Origin of the sequence: Trinickia dinghuensis (genome assembly GCF_003367175.1) — a bacterium.
GTDB classification, from domain to species: Bacteria; Pseudomonadota; Gammaproteobacteria; order Burkholderiales; family Burkholderiaceae; genus Trinickia; species Trinickia dinghuensis.
The window spans coordinates 128,344-143,852 of record NZ_QRGA01000003.1; the positions used below are offsets into that span (position 1 = coordinate 128,344).

A 15,509-nucleotide genomic window follows, 5' to 3' on the forward strand; every position below is an offset into this window, starting at 1 on the left:
TCTGCGGCTCGCCCACCCACGCTGCGAATTGGTGCTCGGCAGACGGGCGCGACGGGAACCGTCGTTTTTGGCCCGGCTCCGCGCAAGGGGGTTGACAGCCCACCCCATCATGGCCATAATCCGTTTTCTTTGGCGAATTAGCTCAGTCGGTTAGAGCGACGGAATCATAATCCGCAGGTCCGGGGTTCGAATCCCTGATTCGCCACCAGTTGCACAAAAGCCCTGATTCGTCAGGGCTTTTTCTTTTCCAGCATCGCGCTGGGGGTCCAAAGCGGTGGTCCACTCTTATTGAGTGAGCCCATGCGCTTAGCGTCCCACCTTCGCCGTTCTCGACACGGCGTCTATTCGTTTCGCCTCGTCCTCCCCGCCCCGCTGCGAGCCGCCCTAGGCCAAGGCGAAATCAAGCGTTCCCTCGGCACGAAGAGCCCCGCCGCCGCTCGCCTCCTGGCCTACGCGCTGTCGGCTAAACTCATCCCCATCATCGACCAAGCGAGGCGGCTGGTGGCATTCGATCCCGACAACATCGACGCGCAAGCGATTCGCCGCCTCATTGTCGAAGGCCTGCGCGTCGAGCCAAATGGCGCTGTTTCCGTTGACCGGCTCGAAACGACGCCAGGCCGAGAGGCCGAAGAGCTGCGCGAGTTCGCCGCCATGGTCGAGCGAACGAGGTCGCGGGCGCAGCAACGCATGGCCGGCGAGCCGAGCGCGGCCCAGCTCGCGGAGCGCGACGAGTTGGCGGCGGCGATCGGGCTCGCGCCTCGCGCGCCCGTCGATGTGCCACAAAAGCTCGACGAAGCGATCGCCGCCTGGCTGTCTCACCTCGGGGCACTGGCGGGGTCGACGCGGAAAGCCTACGCAACGGCCTTGGCCGGGCTCGCCCGCGCCGTCGGCGGCCCGGACACGATGGTTCACGCAATCACGCGCGGCCAGTGCATCCGCTACGCCGAAGGCCTGCTCGCGCCGGGAGCCGGCGGGAAGCCGCTCCACCCGAAGACCGTCCGCTCGCAAATCAACGCCTCGGAGCTGTTCTTGAAATGGGCGGTCGGGAATGGCCGGCACCTTGGCCCGAACCCGCTGGAAGGGGTTGCCCGGCCGTCGCCGACGCGCAGCGACGAGGGCGGCGCTGAAGCCTTCACGCTCGACGAGCTGCGCTTGATCTTCGAGCCGGAGCGCTACAACAAAGCGAAGCGCCCGCACCAGTTCTGGGCTCCGCTGATCGCCCTGTTCACGGGCGCGAGGGCAAATGAGATCGCGCAGCTTCGCCTGTCGGACCTCGAAAGGGTTGACGGCCTGCCGTGCATTCGCGTCGACCACGATCCGCGCGGCGACAACCCGACGCGCACCAAGAACGCGGACTCAGTGCGAACGATCCCCATGCACTCGGAGTTGATCCGGCTGGGGCTCCTCGCCTACGCCAAAGACGTTGAGGACGCGGGCGGCACGAGGCTCTTTCCGTATCTGCCGATGGACGCCCTGGGCAAGCGGGAGAAATACATCAGCCGCGACTTCAACGAAAAGCACCTCCCGGAGGTCGGCGTCCATCAGCCGCGCCGCAAGGTGTTCCACAGCTTCCGGGACACGGCGGAGACCGCGTTCCACGCCAACGGCGCGAACCCGGTGCAAATCGACGAATGGATCGGCCACAAGGCGGAGGGGATGGGCGCCTCGCGCTACAAGGCGAAGTTCACGCCCGCGCAGCTCGCGGAGCTGGTCTTGCCGAAGCTCCAATATTCGGGGCTCGACCTGAGCAGTCTGCGCTACTCGCCGGGGCGCTGGAACTATTGGCTGTCGAAGAACCTGCGACCGTAAAAGGTCGGTGCGATCCATGCACGAACAAATCGAACACACTCAAATTTTCACGTCGATTTTTGATGCGCGAAAATTGGCAGCCAAAAACTGCGCACGAATTTGCACGTTCGATTTGACAAACACGAATATTGCGCTATATATTTACATCCATCCGCAACGCCCGTAGGCGGGCACCATCCGTTAAGCTTGTAGGCAAGCATCGTATCCGTTACGCTCGTAGGCGAGCCCAAGCCCCAAGGGTAAAACCTTGGGGCTTTTTCGTTTGCATGACACAAACACAATATGGAGACAACATGTCGAAGGTCGCAGTTTTCATCGACGGGGGCCATCTGCGCTCTTATGCGCGCAAAGCAAAAAAGACATACAACCCTGCATTCGTGGTCGCAACAGCACGCGCAACCCTTTCGGCAGGCGACACGCTGTTTCGAATCCTCTACTACGATTGCGACCCATTTTCTGGCACCGTCAAAAAGCCGGTGTCAAACACCCCCCACACCTTTCCTCCCAATCAGTCGTTCCTGAACAGCCTGGCCGAAGAAGAGTTGGTGGCTGTTCGTCGCGGCGTCTTGAAATTCCGTGGATGGGAACGAACGAAGGCCAGTTTGGCCGCCACCGACGCCGCTGTGGCAGCTGGAAACCCTCCGCCTGCCGTGACTGACGCCGACTTCTCCGCTCGCTTTGAGCAGAAGGGCGTCGACCTCCGAATTGGCCTCGACCTATCCACCATGGCCGACAGCGGCGCCGTCGAAGAAATGATCGTCATGACGGGGGACACGGATTTGATTCCAGCCCTCAAACTTGTGCGCGCGCGGGGCTTCCAAGTGTCGGGGGTGGCGTTGCCGAACTACGCGATCATTGGCGAGTTGCGGCAACACCTTGACCTGTTCCGCTCTGTGGCTGCCTGGTAGAGGGCGTCATAGTCGAGGGCGACCGGCTCAACCGGGTGGTCCTTTGCATGGTTGCGACAACATCCGCCGCCTCCGACGCATCCGCCTGATTTTAAAAACTCGGCGTTCTCGGCTAACGACGGCGAATTCTCAGCAATCTACGGTTTGTGGTGGACGATGAGCCCTGCTTATCGGGAACCGCACAACGTTCGCGGTTGGCGTCTCAAAAGCCGCCCGCATTGACGCGTCCCGCCGTCAGCCCCCACCGTTCGGGTCAAGGGCGAGCGCGAGCGCTCGGCGAAGCGAACCCTTGACGCGCCGGGACTGCGGACAATTGCAAAAGGGTTGCGGGCGACGCCTCTTCGCCCGCAACCCTTGAAAACCGCTTTTGACGCCGAAAGCCCTGTCCCTTGGATCAAACCTTCGGGCGCTGCCTCGTCTTGGCCGGCGCTTGTGGCAACGAATCGGACAAAACCCTGTGTTCGAGCTCAGCCCGCATCCTCTCAACTTGCTCGCGTAAATCGTCGCGCTCGCGAGCGGTCGTCGCGAACTCCGACAGCATTCTGAGCGCGGCTCGTCGCGCTTCCGGCGACAGATCAGCGATCAACTCTGCGATTTGCGCGCCGTCTTCACCCGACTTTCCTCGATATTCACCAAACAGCGCGGAAATTGGACAGCGGAAGAGATCCGCGAATTGCCCGAGCCTGTGAAGCGTCGGCGTGATCGTTCCTGTTTCTATTCGCGAGACAGTCTCTTTTTCGAGCCCCAGGACGTCGCCGACGCGCGACTGGGTGTAGCCCGCCGCCTTTCGCTGAGCCGCGATGGCCGCCCCGACTCTTTTGGCGAGCTCTTCGCCGACGCCCTCGCCTTTCATGACTCCCTCCCCGTTGCTGCAAAAAAACGACGTTCGACGTCATTCTCACAACGCAGGACGTTCACAAATTGACGTCTGGAGTTACGATATTGACGCCTTAAATCAATTTAAGGCCGGCGGACGCTCGCGTCGGCTGTTTTGCGCAACGAATAGCGAGAACAACATGAAGAGAACAATCATCGCGGTCCTGGTCGCGGGGGGTCTTGCCGCCTGCGGCGGCGGGGGCGGAGGCGGCTCGTCGGGCGGCAGCGCGTCGACGAGCACCGGTTCGGGCAGTTCCACCAGCACGAGCGCGCCGGCCGTCGCACTGATCGCGGCGCCTGGCGCGAGCGCGGGCTCCTTCACGGCGACCGGCGACGTCGTCAACGACACGCTGGCGTTCATCAACGCGATGCGCGCCCAAGCCGGCCTTCCGGCCCTGTCCTTCCAATCGGGCGTCGCGCAAGCCGCGACCAACCATTCGCTTTGGGAGCAAGACAATAATGTGGTCGGCCACTACGAAACCTCCGGCCAGCCGGGCTACACGGGCGTTTCGCCGACGGACCGCGTGAACCAGTTCTACAAGACGCAATCGGTCGGCGAAGTGACCACGGGTTTCACGGGCGCCTTCGCGAGTTCGACGGAACCGATCCAAGCGCTGTTTGACGCTCCGTTCCACCGCGCCATCATCCTGTTCGACTCGGTCTACGCCGGCCCGGGCGACGCGACGACGACCGACACGTCGAAGCTCTCGACGCTGACCGTCGACTTCGCCGACTACAAGCAGGTCATCGCTGACAACCAGCTGGTCGCGTGGCCCTACAACGGCATGACGGGTGTCGACACAGGCTGGTATGCGAACGAAAGCCCGAACCCGGTCGCTTCCTACAACAACGGGGCTCTGGAAAACACCGTCGTCGGCTACCCCGTGACGCTCTCGGGCGGCGACAACGCGGCGTTTTCGAACGTCTCGTTCACGATCGCGGACGCGGCGGGCAACAACGTGCCGTGCGTCGAGACGGACAGCTCGAACAACTCGGACGCGACGCGCCTGGCGATGTGCGTGCCGACCGCAAAGCTGGCGACCAACACGACCTACACGGTCAAGGTCTCCGGTTCGCTGGCCAACAACTCGTTCGCCGCGACGCCGTTCGCCGTGAGCTGGACGTTCACGACGGCGACGACGGACAACGCCCCGATCGGCGCGCCGACATCCGCCAGCGCCCAAAGCGCAAGCGGCTCGCGCGCATTCGAGCAAGTCTCGCCCCGCCGAATCATTCTCAATTGAGAGCTTCCATGAGCCAACGAAACAAGAAGATTTCCATCGCCCTCGCGCTCGCCGCGTCGACGCTTTTGTCCGCCTGCGGCGGCTCGCCAAGCGAGAGCGACGTTCGCGCCGCCCTGGAAAAGCAAGTCGAGGCGGGGCGCCAGCAAGCCGAGCAATTCGCCGGCAAGAACTCGTTTCTTGAACAACAAGCCGCTGAGCAGAAGAAAGCCGTCGACGAGGTCAAGTTGATCGGCTGCAAAGCCGACGGCGACAAGGCTTACCTGTGCGACGTCGAGGGGAAAGCCGGCGCGGCCCGCGTTCGGATGCTCAAAGGCTCCGATGGCTGGCTCGCCGTCGACGCCGACAAAAGTTGAGCGCCAACCGGCCGGCTTTCCGACCTCCCTGTTGGCGCGCGCGGCAGTCGCCGCGCAACCTCCACGACCAATCAACGCTAAAACGATCATGGATCTTTCATCAATTGTCGCTTCTGCCGCGATCGCCGCGTCAGCCGCAAGCTTGCCCGCGCCAGTCGCACAGCCCGCATTGCCCGCTCAGGCTGACGCGCCGGTCTACGCCATTGGTGAGCAATGGACCTTCCGCTACACCAACGATCTTGAACCAACAAAAAACTCAACGTTTGCTCAAACCGTCTCGCGCGTGGAGGGCGAACGCACAGAGATCAATGGTGGATCGGTCGTCCTCGACGCGAACGGCAACAACGTCAAAACCGCGTCGGGCACATTCGAGCCGAGCGACGGAAAGCTTCAATTTCCAATGTCGGTCGGAAAAACATGGTCGTCGTCGAGCATCTATCGATCTGGCTCCTGGGCGTCTGCCGTTGAGCGCCAAGCAACGGTCGTCGGCGTCGAGCAGGTGCGAACGTCAGCCGGGGTCTTCGCGGCATTCAAGATCGAGATCACCGCCAGTTGGTCTGGCACAGAAGGCAATCGCGGGGAAGGCACGGCCCGCGAGACGGACTGGTATGCGCCGGCCGTTGGCCGGATCGTGAAGATGGACTATTTCGATCGCCCCACGCACGGCGCGCCGACGCCGACCCACGTTGAGCTGGTCGGCTTCAAGCCCGCGCCGGCCGCCTCCGCGCGCCCCGCGTCGCAATGACGGCGTCAACGGAATTATTGGAGCCCCCCCATGGAAAATCAAAAGATCGCAAGCGAAGAAGTTCAAATCAAACGGGCGAAGAGCAGCATGCGTTTCGCGATCGTCGCGATGTTCGTCGTGTGCATGTCGATCCCGATCGTGAACATCCTCTTCGGGATGTTCTTCGTGTTCTGGCTGTCGATGTCGATCTTCGGCGCGAGCGCGCGGCGCTCCGTCGACTTCGGCTGGCTCCTGCTCGGCGCCGCGCTTTGCATGTTCGGCTTCTTCTTGCCTGTGATATTCGAAGGCCCCACCGCGAGCGGGATGCTCTTCGGCTGGACCCTCGAAGCCGGGCTCAACATCGCGGTCGCCGTTTTCATCCTCCTTGGTCGGCTCGGGCATCTGCTGTTCAAACCCGACTGACGCGATCGTTGGCGTCTTCCGGCGCTCTCGGCGCGCCGCCGTCGACTCACCCAGCCTCGGAAGGGCAAAGAAAGCCCGCTTTGGCCGCGAAAGCGGCCATTTTTTCGAGATCAAAGCCTGAGCGGGGGTCGGCGCGGCAACACCCTTCTTATCGCGCAAGCGATTCGACGGATCTGTTGGCCATGCGGGGCCAGCTCCCTACGGGGAGGGCGTTTCTTCTTGGCGAGCGAAGCGCAGTCTTTCCCGCCGCCGCTGCGTCGACGCGCGCCTCGCTGCTATCGGGGCATCCGGCAACGAACGGTCGCTGCGCGGGATGCCGCCCAAAGGACCTTGCGCCGCGAGCGGATGAACGCCTCCCGCAACATGGGCGGCGACCAGCGCAGCCGCTCCCTCCACCACCTCTCCCGCATCTCATTGATGTAGGCCGCCGCGCCTCGGTCCTCCTGGCCGCTCGCTTCCCGCAACGCCGATTGGAGTTCTTGGTCCGCGTGGTCTATCGTCCAGTCCGCTGGCACATGGCTGGGGCGAACGATCGGCAACGCGCAAATCGGCCAGACGATTTCATGCGTCTCTCCTCCAACGAAGACGATCATCCGCACGCCCCTGCCGTCAGCGGTCAAGCCGAGGCGGGAGGCGAGCTCCGACGGGTTGTAGAGGGCGATCTCTTCGCGGCTGTATGAGAGAGTCGACGAGCCGGGTTGAGCGCTTTGCGTCTCCGACACGTTGGGCCTCTCGACTTCGCGCGAGCCGAAAACTTTGCATAGCCGCTCGGCCGTCTCGCCTGGCATGACTTGCCCGACGATCATCGTTCCGCACATGGAGAGCAGCGCTTGAACGAAGTTCTCGTCATACACGCCGACAAGCTGCGCGAAGTCTTGGCACACGACAACGCATCGAACGCCTCTCGACCGCCCGACCTCGAACAGAGAGCGCACGGGCAGCTTCCCCGCTTGCGGGAACTCATCCGCGACAAACCAAATCTTGCGAGAGAGGTTGTCGTCAAACTCCACGCTGTTTATGAGCGTGGCGAAAACCTCCGTCATGCCTTCCACGTAGCACCTCGTCAGCTCGCCATACCCCGCATGCCCTTGCAAGATCAATTGGCGAGGCTCCGCGCCTCGCGCCCACGCGACGACGCTGACGCGCCGCTTCGGCGGCGTGTCCCCCCAAGCCTCAGCCAGATCGTGAATCGGCGAACAGAAAGCCGAAAGGTTGATGAGCACGCCCTTGGTCGTGACGGAAGCTTCCTCGACCGCGCGAATCGCCTCTCGGTGGCATGCCGACATGATCGAGAGCATCGCCGGCTGCGGAAGGGACACGAGATCGGACAATTCCCTCCAACCCCAAGCGGTCCCGCGCGTCCGGCGGAGATGGACAAGCAATCCGACCAATAGTTGACGAGCTGCGTTGGCCCACATGGGGTCCTTGCTGTCCTTGATGGTCGAACTGGCGAAGCGCCTCATGTCCGCCACGTTGCGCAAGTCCCTCGCGATGTCCCACGCGTGGCTCCTGCCGTCCCACGGCGCGATGACGACGGGTCTTTTGAAAGCGGCGGTGAACTCGCCTTTCGGGTCGAACAAGAACAGTTGCTCGTTCGCTTTGACGATGTCGCGAACCAAAGGCCGCAGCGCTGTCGACTTGCCAGAGCCAACGCCGCCGACCATCAGCGTGTGCCTTGCCCACAGGCTCGACGGCCAGGGCACTTTCGGCGCCAGATTGGGCTCCGGCTGCCGCGCGGCGACCCGGCGAGACAGCGCGCGCAATCGCCGTGTCGCCTCTTTCCCCTCGTGCCGCTTCGCGCCGCGAACGAAAAGGAACTGATCGCGTGCCTTCAAATATGGCTTCGCGAACAAGCCGAAGGGGGCGAGCGCTGCAATCGCCGATAGGCCAAGACGCAGTTCGATTCCGACGCGCGTCGCGGTTTCCAGTCCATCCCACCACCGAACGTAACGAGCCGAAGAGCCTGCGCAAATCGACGGCGCCAATTGATGCGCCGCGAGCTTCGCCCAATAGCCCGCATGCTCCGCGAGGCCCCCGGTGGGGGCGGGCAGAAACGGAAGCGGCCGCCACAGCGCCCAAAGGACGGCGACGCCAGCGGCGCCCCCAATCGTTGCGCTGGCAACGAGCCAGCCGGCCACGTCTTTGCGGGGAAATGAAGCGGGAAAAGCTGAACCGGATTTCTGGGGCATGGCGGTCGCCTGAGGTGTCTGCACACCAGGCAAGGGCGACCATTTCCGGGCTCCCGTTCGCCAGTCCGACAAACGGTTATCTCGACCGCTCGTCTATTCGTCTGATGAAAAGAGAACAAAGCTCTCGTTAATCCCGCCCTCCCAGAATATCCGCCCCCCTCCACCGAGTTCGGTGGAAAACGGCCCCCAACCCAAAAGCGAGGATTTGAATGCACGCATCATTGGACGAAATCATCAGCGCCTACAAAAAACTTACCGACGACGACTTCGAGTCGCTTCAAGACTATGCGTCGAGACACATTCGCGGCACTTCGTTCGCAGAGCCCGACGACCTGATCCAGGAAACGATGACCCGCATGGTGGCCGGCACTCGGAAGTGGCCCTTGCGAGCGCCTTTCGGCTTGTTCATCCGCCTGGCCATGCGCTCGATCGCCCAAGCCGAGTGGGCGGAACGCGACAAAGGCTTCATCATCCCGATGCCCGACGATTACGACGTTGAAGAGCGCTTGGCCGACACGCTGACCGGCTCTTCCGTCGAAATGCGATTGCTCGCGTTGGAGCGTTTGCGCGAGGCGCAAGAGGCGGTGGCGCTCGCCCGCGCGGCCTTGGGGGACGATCTCGCGGCGCAGCGCGTCATCGACGGCATCGTGTGGGGAGCGCCCCCGCGAGAGACGCGCAAAGAGCTTGGGGTCGGCGCACGCGATTTCGATGCCGCCCGCCAGCGAGCCGGGCGCCGGCTTCGCGAAGCCGGCGAGATGGTCGCGCGGCGCGCCGAGCAGCAGTCCGCCGCGACACGCAAAGCGTGTCAAATCGTTCCCAACGCTTCGCGAGCAAGCGCCACCGCAAACCGCAAGTTGAAGAGATAGAAACGTGCCACGCTGCTTTCGCCGAAGCGCGCATGCTCTCGCATGCGCGCCTTTTCATTGCTCGCGTCCCGCAGACGGCTTGGCGCGCATTTTTGCCAAGGTGTCTTCGACCAGGCGCTTTCGAAGCCGTCGCATGGCCGCGCGATCGCAGGGCCCCGCCTCGCACGAATCGCCGTGATCGTCTCCGGCTTGCGCGCCCCCTTGCTCCGAAGACCGGGTTTGCGCTCGCGCGGACAGATCGAGAGAGAGAATCCACTCGATCAGCTGATCGGTCCTCACGAGCGGCGCGGAGCAGACCACAACGTGAGGCAGCGCGAATCGGCCGGCTCTCATCGAAGCGCGAATGGTGGCCGGGGCAAGCCCCAATATTCGCGACAGCGTTTTGACGCGCACGAACATCGACCCGACACCGTATGCCTCGCGCAAATGCTCGCGGACGCGCGCGCGTTCGCTTGTTTCGTTCCCGCTCTCGTTCGGTGGCCGGGACGGTTCATCCACTGCAAATCCGATTTCACTCATTGGGCCCTCTCCATCGACACGAAATGCGCCATTGATAGGAAGGGCGGCCGCCGTGAGATTTTGGTTAGGGTTTGGCGCGCCTCAATTCACGGTGTCCGTTTTCGTATTGTTTCATCTAGTGCCTACCGTTCGTCTGTTTTTTAAATCCGTGCAACTTTGCATTTCGCTCGTTTCTTCAATTTCTTGAATGCTCGATTGTTGATTGATGCAAGGACAAACGGCCCAACAACTTTCGGTTGCGGGCCGAATTCGTCAAGTTTGCGCGCATAGTGCTCGTATAAGAAACGAAATTAGCCGCTAACCCAATGCTTTTCTAAACCAACATCTCTTCGATTTCTCGCGGCCCCGCCCCCTTGCCGGGCGGGGCTGTTTACGAGATGACGCCCCCCGTCGGCGATCGACGTTGCACTACACCCGCATTCGGACCAGTGCAACCTCGCGCCGTCCGGCGTCCAAAATCTTGTGGCCGCCGCCCTACCAATATGCGCGGAAGCGCTACGACAGGAGAGTGGACATGGCGAGCATCATCAAGAAGCCGTTGAAAGACGGAATGTGTTCGTGGCAAGTGTTTGTGACGATGAAGGGTTTCCCCAGAGTCTCCGCCACCTTTGCCACGGAGGACGAGGCCAAACGCTTTGGCCAAACGCAGGAGGACGAGTTCAAGAGGCTTCGGAAGCTAAACGACCCAAGCCTCCCGATCAAAGCTTCGCCGCCCAAAGACAATCTTTTGAAGGAGCGAATCGCCGATCTCATTGAGGCCTTCGTCGCGTCTGAAAGAGCCACTGGCAGCGACCGACGCAATCACAAGGCGCCGATTCACCTCGTCGGAAACGCCCGCGTTTGCGACATCGACGAATACTGGATCGAAGACTACATCGCGAACGCCCGAGCCACCAAAAGCAGCCACGACAAACCCTATGCTTTCAGCACAATTCGCGACCAGATTCATTTGATAAAGAAGGCGATCCGCGCGCGAGCCCGCCAACTTCGAGTGCCCCGCCCTCCGTTTCCCTACCGGGATTCAATGCTTCCAAAGGGATGGGATAGTCCGCGCGAACGCCGGTTGGAGCCGAACGAGCAACGCGCGTTGTTTGGCCGCTTGCGCCAACTCGACAACCCTCGCCGCGATCACTGGTGGCTCATGGTTCGCCTTGCTTTGCTGACGGGCGCTCGGTTGCAAGAAGTCGCTCTGGCGGAGTGGAGCGATTTCGACATCGAAGAGCGCGCGTGGACCATCCCCGCCCATCGGTGCAAGACGAGAAGGACCCGTGTCATTCCGTTGGGACGCCGCGCGCTCAACGTCATTCGTCTTTTGACGGCAAGAAAGGATCCGAACTGCGCTCGAGTGTTTCACACGATGGGGACGCCGGCCGCATGCTCTCAGGAATTCCGCAAACTTCGAGAGTCGGCGGGCGTCGATGACTTTCGCTTCCACGATCTTCGACACGAAGCGATCAGCCAAATGTATTTGCATCAACGCGATCTCGACGAGCGCGAAATCATGGTGATAGCCGGCCACAGCGCGATCGAACAAACACGCCGCTATGTCGCCCTGCGCCCAAAGGACGTCGCGGTTCGAATGCGCTGAGGCCCAGCGTTGCTCGACGGCGGACCCGGACTGTCGGCATCCGCCGTTTCCCTCGCGCCGACGCGTTCTTGTCCGCCTCAATCCTCGCCCATGCTGTCAATCGTCAAAATCAATTCGTCGAAGAACCAAGCGGCCCAAGGCAGCGAGGGCTACCTCGTCTATCTAGGCGCGCCGTCGACCAGGGAGCGCGGCGACTTCGACGACTACGCGCGCGGCAACGATCGATCAACGCTCGGTCCGCTTCCATTCTGGGCGTGCTCCGGGCCGGCGCTGCTCGGCCTCAATTCGAGCCGGGCTGCGAACCCGGAGCAAGTTGAACGACTCGCGCGCGGCTTTCATCCGCTCGACGATCAAGCGCTCGTCGAAGGCGCGGGCGAATCGCACGTGATGGGCGTGGACATGACGTTTTCGGCGCCGAAAGACGTCTCGGCCGTTTTCGCCGCAGCCGACCGGCAGACTCAAACCCAGATTCTCGATTGCCTTCATGACGCTGTGCGCGCCGCGCTCGCGCATGCCGAAGCGCACGCAATCACACGACACTGCCACGGCGGACGAACGAAGAAGAAGGCCGAAGCCGCCGTCGCAGCCTGCTACACGCATTTCGCGAGCCGCGCTCTCGATCCACAACTTCACGTGCACGCGTTCATGTTCAACGTGGGCAAGCGAGCGGGCGCGGACGAGTGGAGCGCGCTCGAACATAAAGCGCAGTTCGACCGGAAAATGGCGACCGGTGCGCTGTTCCGTGTCGAGCTGGCGTCGCGCCTGCGCGAGATCGGATTCACGATAGAGCCGGACGGCCCCTATTTTAAAATCGCAGGCATCACCGACCGGCAGCGCGAAGCGCTGTCCACCCGAAGCCGGGAAATCGCGGAGCAAGTCTCCGGCATGGGCGACGTCAGCGAGCGCGAAGGCGCGGCGAAGGACATAGCAGCCGTCAACACCCGGTCCGCAAAGGCCGAACCGCCGTTGCCCGAGCTGCTGGACCGCTTCGCTAGCCAAACTGCCGCGCTGGGCCTGACGCCGGAAGCTGTGGCTCTCATGCGCGAGCGGGCGATCGGTTGGCCAGCCGCCGACGAATCGGAAAATCGCCTGGCAGTCCCAGGCGAATTCACTGAACAGCCAAGCGAGTTCTCCCTCGACCACGACGCGCTGCTCGCGACGCTTATGGAGCGGCAATCGTGCGCGACGCCGCAAGACGCGCTGACGCTCATCTGCGAGTCGGCGATGGGTCGATGGAGCGCGTCCCGCTGCGTCGAAGCGCTCGATCTCTTCATGGCGTCCCCGAACCTTTGCCTCTTGGGAGAGACGGAGACCTTGGCGCCCGTCTTCGCCTCTCGGGCAACCCTCGACATGGAAGCGCGCTCCACCGGAGCCGTCCGCGACGGCCGCGCCGATCTCCGACACCGGCTCGCCGTCGCCGCCGTCAACGCGCGCTTCGACGCGTTGGAATCGGATTTGAGCGCGAAGCTTGGCGTTGCGGTGGCTCTCGACGAGCAGCGGGCCGCAGCGCTGCATGTCGCGTGCGAGACCGGAAATCACGCTTTCGTGGAGGGATGGGCCGGCACCGGAAAGACGACGCTGGTCCGCGCGCTGTCGGAGGCTTACAAGGAATCCGGCTTTTCGGTCATGGGCTGCTGCCAATCTGCCTCGGCGGCGCAAAATTTGGCGCGAGAAACCGAAGTTCCCTCTCGCACGATCGCGAGCCTGCTTCTCGCCATCCAGTCCGGCCGGCTGACGCTGACCGAGCGAAGCGTCCTCGTGCTCGATGAAGCCGGCATGATTGGCTCCCGGGAGTTCGCGCTTGTCCAGCAAGCGGTTGTCGACGCGGGGGCGAAGCTGGTCGCGGTGGGAGACTCGAAGCAATTGCAGCCGATCGAAGCCGGGGGGATTTTCCGCGCCCTTGTTCGCGAGCACGGCGCGGCTGAAATCTCGACGATCCGCCGCCAGCGAACAGACTTCGGGCCGCTGCTCGACTGGCTGACCCATCGCGCATGCAATGGCGCAACCGACCTGGCGAGCCCCGCCGCCGAGCTTGAACGGCTCGAAGCATTGCGCTCGCTGCCGGAAGACGCAAGGATGCGCGCGGCCGAGGCGTATTGCTCGACCGAACCGACGTTGCGCCGAGGCTTTCTAGCATGGCGGTCGCGCTACGATCATCAATGGATGCGAGACGTCGTCGAGTCGTTCGCCCTCGGCGCTGCGCTGCCCGCGCTTCGCCTGCTCGACGCCCACCAACGGCTGCGACTCAGCGACGGCCCTCTCGCGACTGTCGAAACGTTGCTCGACGAGTGGGCGGCGGACAAGACGCTGTTGGCGGAGAAGATCATGATCGCGGCGACCCGTGCGGAAGTCGCTGGCCTCAACGCCCGCGCCCGAACACTCCTTGTCGAGCGCGGAGTCGTGCTCGACTCCAAAGGCATGGAGCTGGAAATCACGCATCGAGACGAGTCGAAGGAGGCAAAGCGCTTCGCCCCTGGCGATCGCGTCGTGTTCACGAAGAACGACCAGACGCTCGGCGTCGCGAACGGCTCGACGGGCACCGTTCAAAAAATCCAACGCACCGCGAGCGGCCCCGCTCTGATCGTTGAGCTGGACGCGCCGAACGAGCGCGGCGAGAAAACCGCGCGCGTGCCCGCCGCATTCGGGCGCTTCGACCATTCGTATTGCCTGACGAACCACAAAAGCCAAGGCCGCACGCTGAGCAGCGCGCACGTGCTTGTGAATCCAGCGACGGCGATGGCCGATCGCGAATGGATTTACGTCGCATCGAGCCGGTCTCGCTTCGCGACAACGCTGCATGTCGATCGGGGCGCGATCTTCTCGGCCGATCCCGAATCGCATTTGCAGCCGAACGCCACCGAGTTCGATCGCACAGCGGTGATCGAGTGCCTAGCCCGCTCAATGAGCCGCAGTCGCGCAAAAGGCACGACGCTCGACTACGCCGTCGCGCCTGTCCAGAGCGAACGCGGCAACACGAACGCGCGCCAAGAGCGGGAGGCCTCGACGCTTGATCGGCAACAGCAGAGCACCGCGACGACCGCAGCAGCGCCAACAGCGCGGCCAAAGCGTCCGCGCCCGACGCAATCAATGGACAAGCAACAGGAGCTGCGGAGATGACAAACGATCGACCCGTCTCGCGATGGAGCCAAGCGCAACTGAGTCTGTGGCTTTCGCGCCGCCGCCTAGATCAATTGCGAAGAATCGCCGTGTCGCTCCCGCCGGGCGCGACGCCGCTCGACGCGATCGACCGCGCGCTCGACCTTGCGACGGCCCCGATCTTTGCCCCCCGCCCTGGCGCCCTAGTCGATGAAGCCGAATCGGCGCACGCCGTCGAACAACTCGCCGCGATGGAGGCAAGACTCGCCGCCATCACGGCGACGTCGGAGCAAGTCCTCTCCGCGAAACTCGACCGACTTGCCTTGGTCGTCGATCAGGTTCGCGACCTGGCCATCGCATCGAGTCCAGCAACGCTCGCTTCCGGCTCGTTGGATTTCGAAGATCAAGCCGACGAGAGCGCCGGCGGCGATGTCGGCGAAGACATCAGCCAATGGCTCCGGGTTCGGCTCGCGGTGGCGGGAGAAACACCCAAAGAAGTCGCGGTTATTCGAGCGACCGCCCAATCGGTCGCTCGCCCTTTCGGGCCATCTTCGATTACGCGGTTCGACGCGATCTTGTCGGCGGTCGATGGCCGACCGATCCGTGACGCGTTGTCGTCCGGCCCGATCTTCGTCTCAGACATCGAAGCGAGCCGCGCGCTCGCTCGGCTTGATCGCGGCCAGCCGATTTGCCTGTTGTGCCGCCCTTCGCGAGATGGCCGCTGGACCGTCGACGCGCATTTGGTCGACAAGTCCGGCGAGACTGGCGACGCGATCGCATCATTCCTCGCTTGATGGTCAGCCAAGCTGGCCGGCCGTTTTTCGGGCGAACGCGCCAGGTGGGTTTTCACCGTGAAAACGGTGCGTCGGGTGTATAGCCACAAAAAAACATCGAAACCACACGAGAGTCAATAA

13 protein-coding genes, 1 tRNA gene and 1 pseudogene are annotated in these 15,509 nt (G+C 63.0%); 12 read left to right on the forward strand and 3 right to left on the reverse strand.

Translation table 11 applies throughout. The features are described from left to right. The first annotated feature begins 131 nt into the window (after positions 1-131). From DWV00_RS04760 to DWV00_RS04770, 4 genes and pseudogenes are all read left to right on the forward strand, one after another. Positions 132-208 (forward strand) — tRNA-Met (locus DWV00_RS04760). A 92-nt stretch (positions 209-300) separates the two neighbouring features. Next, positions 301-486, forward strand: a pseudogene (locus DWV00_RS35040) (DUF6538 domain-containing protein); the annotation flags it as partial. Positions 487-501: 15 nt separating this feature from the next. Then, on the forward strand, positions 502-1,809 hold the full coding sequence (locus DWV00_RS04765; RefSeq protein WP_181885362.1) for a site-specific integrase: 1,308 nt from the start codon (positions 502-504) through the stop codon (positions 1,807-1,809). A gap of 293 nt (positions 1,810-2,102) precedes the next feature. Further along, positions 2,103-2,717, forward strand: coding sequence for an NYN domain-containing protein (locus DWV00_RS04770; RefSeq protein ID WP_115532407.1), 615 nt, complete (start codon positions 2,103-2,105; stop codon positions 2,715-2,717). 394 nt (positions 2,718-3,111) lie between these two features. Here the strand turns inward: DWV00_RS04770 and DWV00_RS04775 are convergent, their stop codons facing one another. Further along, the gene (locus DWV00_RS04775; protein WP_115532408.1) at positions 3,112-3,570 is read right to left on the reverse strand and encodes a helix-turn-helix transcriptional regulator; all 459 of its coding nucleotides are present in this window, start codon (positions 3,568-3,570) and stop codon (positions 3,112-3,114) included. A gap of 163 nt (positions 3,571-3,733) precedes the next feature. Between DWV00_RS04775 and DWV00_RS04780 the strand changes: the two genes are divergently transcribed. The 4 genes from DWV00_RS04780 (at position 3,734) to DWV00_RS04795 (ending at position 6,337) form a co-directional block, all read left to right on the forward strand. After that, positions 3,734-4,837 carry a CAP domain-containing protein gene (locus DWV00_RS04780; protein ID WP_115532409.1) on the forward strand — a complete coding sequence of 368 codons (1,104 nt, stop codon included), beginning with the start codon at positions 3,734-3,736 and terminating at the stop codon, positions 4,835-4,837. An 8-nt stretch (positions 4,838-4,845) separates the two neighbouring features. Then, complete coding sequence (locus DWV00_RS04785; RefSeq protein WP_115532410.1) at positions 4,846-5,190, forward strand: hypothetical protein; 345 nt, start codon at positions 4,846-4,848, stop codon at positions 5,188-5,190. A gap of 88 nt (positions 5,191-5,278) precedes the next feature. Continuing rightward, entirely contained in the window at positions 5,279-5,935 is a 657-nt protein-coding gene (locus DWV00_RS04790) for a hypothetical protein (RefSeq protein ID WP_147297839.1), read from the forward strand. 30 nt (positions 5,936-5,965) lie between these two features. Beyond that, positions 5,966-6,337, forward strand: coding sequence for a hypothetical protein (locus DWV00_RS04795; protein ID WP_115532412.1), 372 nt, complete (start codon positions 5,966-5,968; stop codon positions 6,335-6,337). 275 nt (positions 6,338-6,612) lie between these two features. Here the strand turns inward: DWV00_RS04795 and DWV00_RS04800 are convergent, their stop codons facing one another. Continuing rightward, complete coding sequence (locus tag DWV00_RS04800) at positions 6,613-8,526, reverse strand: type IV secretion system DNA-binding domain-containing protein (protein WP_245964728.1); 1,914 nt, start codon at positions 8,524-8,526, stop codon at positions 6,613-6,615. Between the two features lie 209 nt (positions 8,527-8,735). On the opposite strand from DWV00_RS04800, the gene DWV00_RS04805 reads away from it, so the two are divergent. Further along, positions 8,736-9,392 carry a hypothetical protein gene (locus tag DWV00_RS04805; protein WP_147297840.1) on the forward strand — a complete coding sequence of 219 codons (657 nt, stop codon included), beginning with the start codon at positions 8,736-8,738 and terminating at the stop codon, positions 9,390-9,392. 54 nt (positions 9,393-9,446) lie between these two features. Here the strand turns inward: DWV00_RS04805 and DWV00_RS04810 are convergent, their stop codons facing one another. Beyond that, positions 9,447-9,911 carry a hypothetical protein gene (locus tag DWV00_RS04810; protein ID WP_115532414.1) on the reverse strand — a complete coding sequence of 155 codons (465 nt, stop codon included), beginning with the start codon at positions 9,909-9,911 and terminating at the stop codon, positions 9,447-9,449. Positions 9,912-10,425: 514 nt separating this feature from the next. Between DWV00_RS04810 and DWV00_RS04815 the strand changes: the two genes are divergently transcribed. The 3 genes from DWV00_RS04815 (at position 10,426) to DWV00_RS04825 (ending at position 15,389) form a co-directional block, all read left to right on the forward strand. Continuing rightward, on the forward strand, positions 10,426-11,499 hold the full coding sequence (locus DWV00_RS04815) for a site-specific integrase (protein WP_115532415.1): 1,074 nt from the start codon (positions 10,426-10,428) through the stop codon (positions 11,497-11,499). Between the two features lie 90 nt (positions 11,500-11,589). After that, positions 11,590-14,616: a MobF family relaxase gene (mobF, locus tag DWV00_RS04820; protein ID WP_115532416.1), complete on the forward strand. Its 3,027-nt coding sequence runs from the start codon at positions 11,590-11,592 to the stop codon at positions 14,614-14,616. Further along, positions 14,613-15,389 (forward strand): hypothetical protein, encoded by a 777-nt coding sequence (locus tag DWV00_RS04825; protein WP_115532417.1) that lies wholly within the window; start codon positions 14,613-14,615, stop codon positions 15,387-15,389. The genes mobF and DWV00_RS04825 overlap by 4 nt, the downstream gene beginning before the upstream one ends. The last annotated feature ends 120 nt before the right edge of the window (positions 15,390-15,509 follow it).

What these genes read in the sequence shown, in the direction of transcription:
- DWV00_RS04770 (WP_115532407.1), top strand. Translation starts at nt 2,103, where the DNA reads ATGTCGAAGGTCGCAGTTTTCATCGACGGGGGCCATCTGCGCTCTTAT.
- DWV00_RS04775 (WP_115532408.1), bottom strand. Translation starts at nt 3,570, where the DNA reads ATGAAAGGCGAGGGCGTCGGCGAAGAGCTCGCCAAAAGAGTCGGGGCG.
- DWV00_RS04780 (WP_115532409.1), top strand. Translation starts at nt 3,734, where the DNA reads ATGAAGAGAACAATCATCGCGGTCCTGGTCGCGGGGGGTCTTGCCGCC.
- DWV00_RS04785 (WP_115532410.1), top strand. Translation starts at nt 4,846, where the DNA reads ATGAGCCAACGAAACAAGAAGATTTCCATCGCCCTCGCGCTCGCCGCG.
- DWV00_RS04790 (WP_147297839.1), top strand. Translation starts at nt 5,279, where the DNA reads ATGGATCTTTCATCAATTGTCGCTTCTGCCGCGATCGCCGCGTCAGCC.
- DWV00_RS04795 (WP_115532412.1), top strand. Translation starts at nt 5,966, where the DNA reads ATGGAAAATCAAAAGATCGCAAGCGAAGAAGTTCAAATCAAACGGGCG.
- DWV00_RS04800 (WP_245964728.1), bottom strand. Translation starts at nt 8,526, where the DNA reads ATGCCCCAGAAATCCGGTTCAGCTTTTCCCGCTTCATTTCCCCGCAAA.
- DWV00_RS04805 (WP_147297840.1), top strand. Translation starts at nt 8,736, where the DNA reads ATGCACGCATCATTGGACGAAATCATCAGCGCCTACAAAAAACTTACC.
- DWV00_RS04810 (WP_115532414.1), bottom strand. Translation starts at nt 9,911, where the DNA reads ATGAGTGAAATCGGATTTGCAGTGGATGAACCGTCCCGGCCACCGAAC.
- DWV00_RS04815 (WP_115532415.1), top strand. Translation starts at nt 10,426, where the DNA reads ATGGCGAGCATCATCAAGAAGCCGTTGAAAGACGGAATGTGTTCGTGG.
- mobF (WP_115532416.1), top strand. Translation starts at nt 11,590, where the DNA reads ATGCTGTCAATCGTCAAAATCAATTCGTCGAAGAACCAAGCGGCCCAA.
- DWV00_RS04825 (WP_115532417.1), top strand. Translation starts at nt 14,613, where the DNA reads ATGACAAACGATCGACCCGTCTCGCGATGGAGCCAAGCGCAACTGAGT.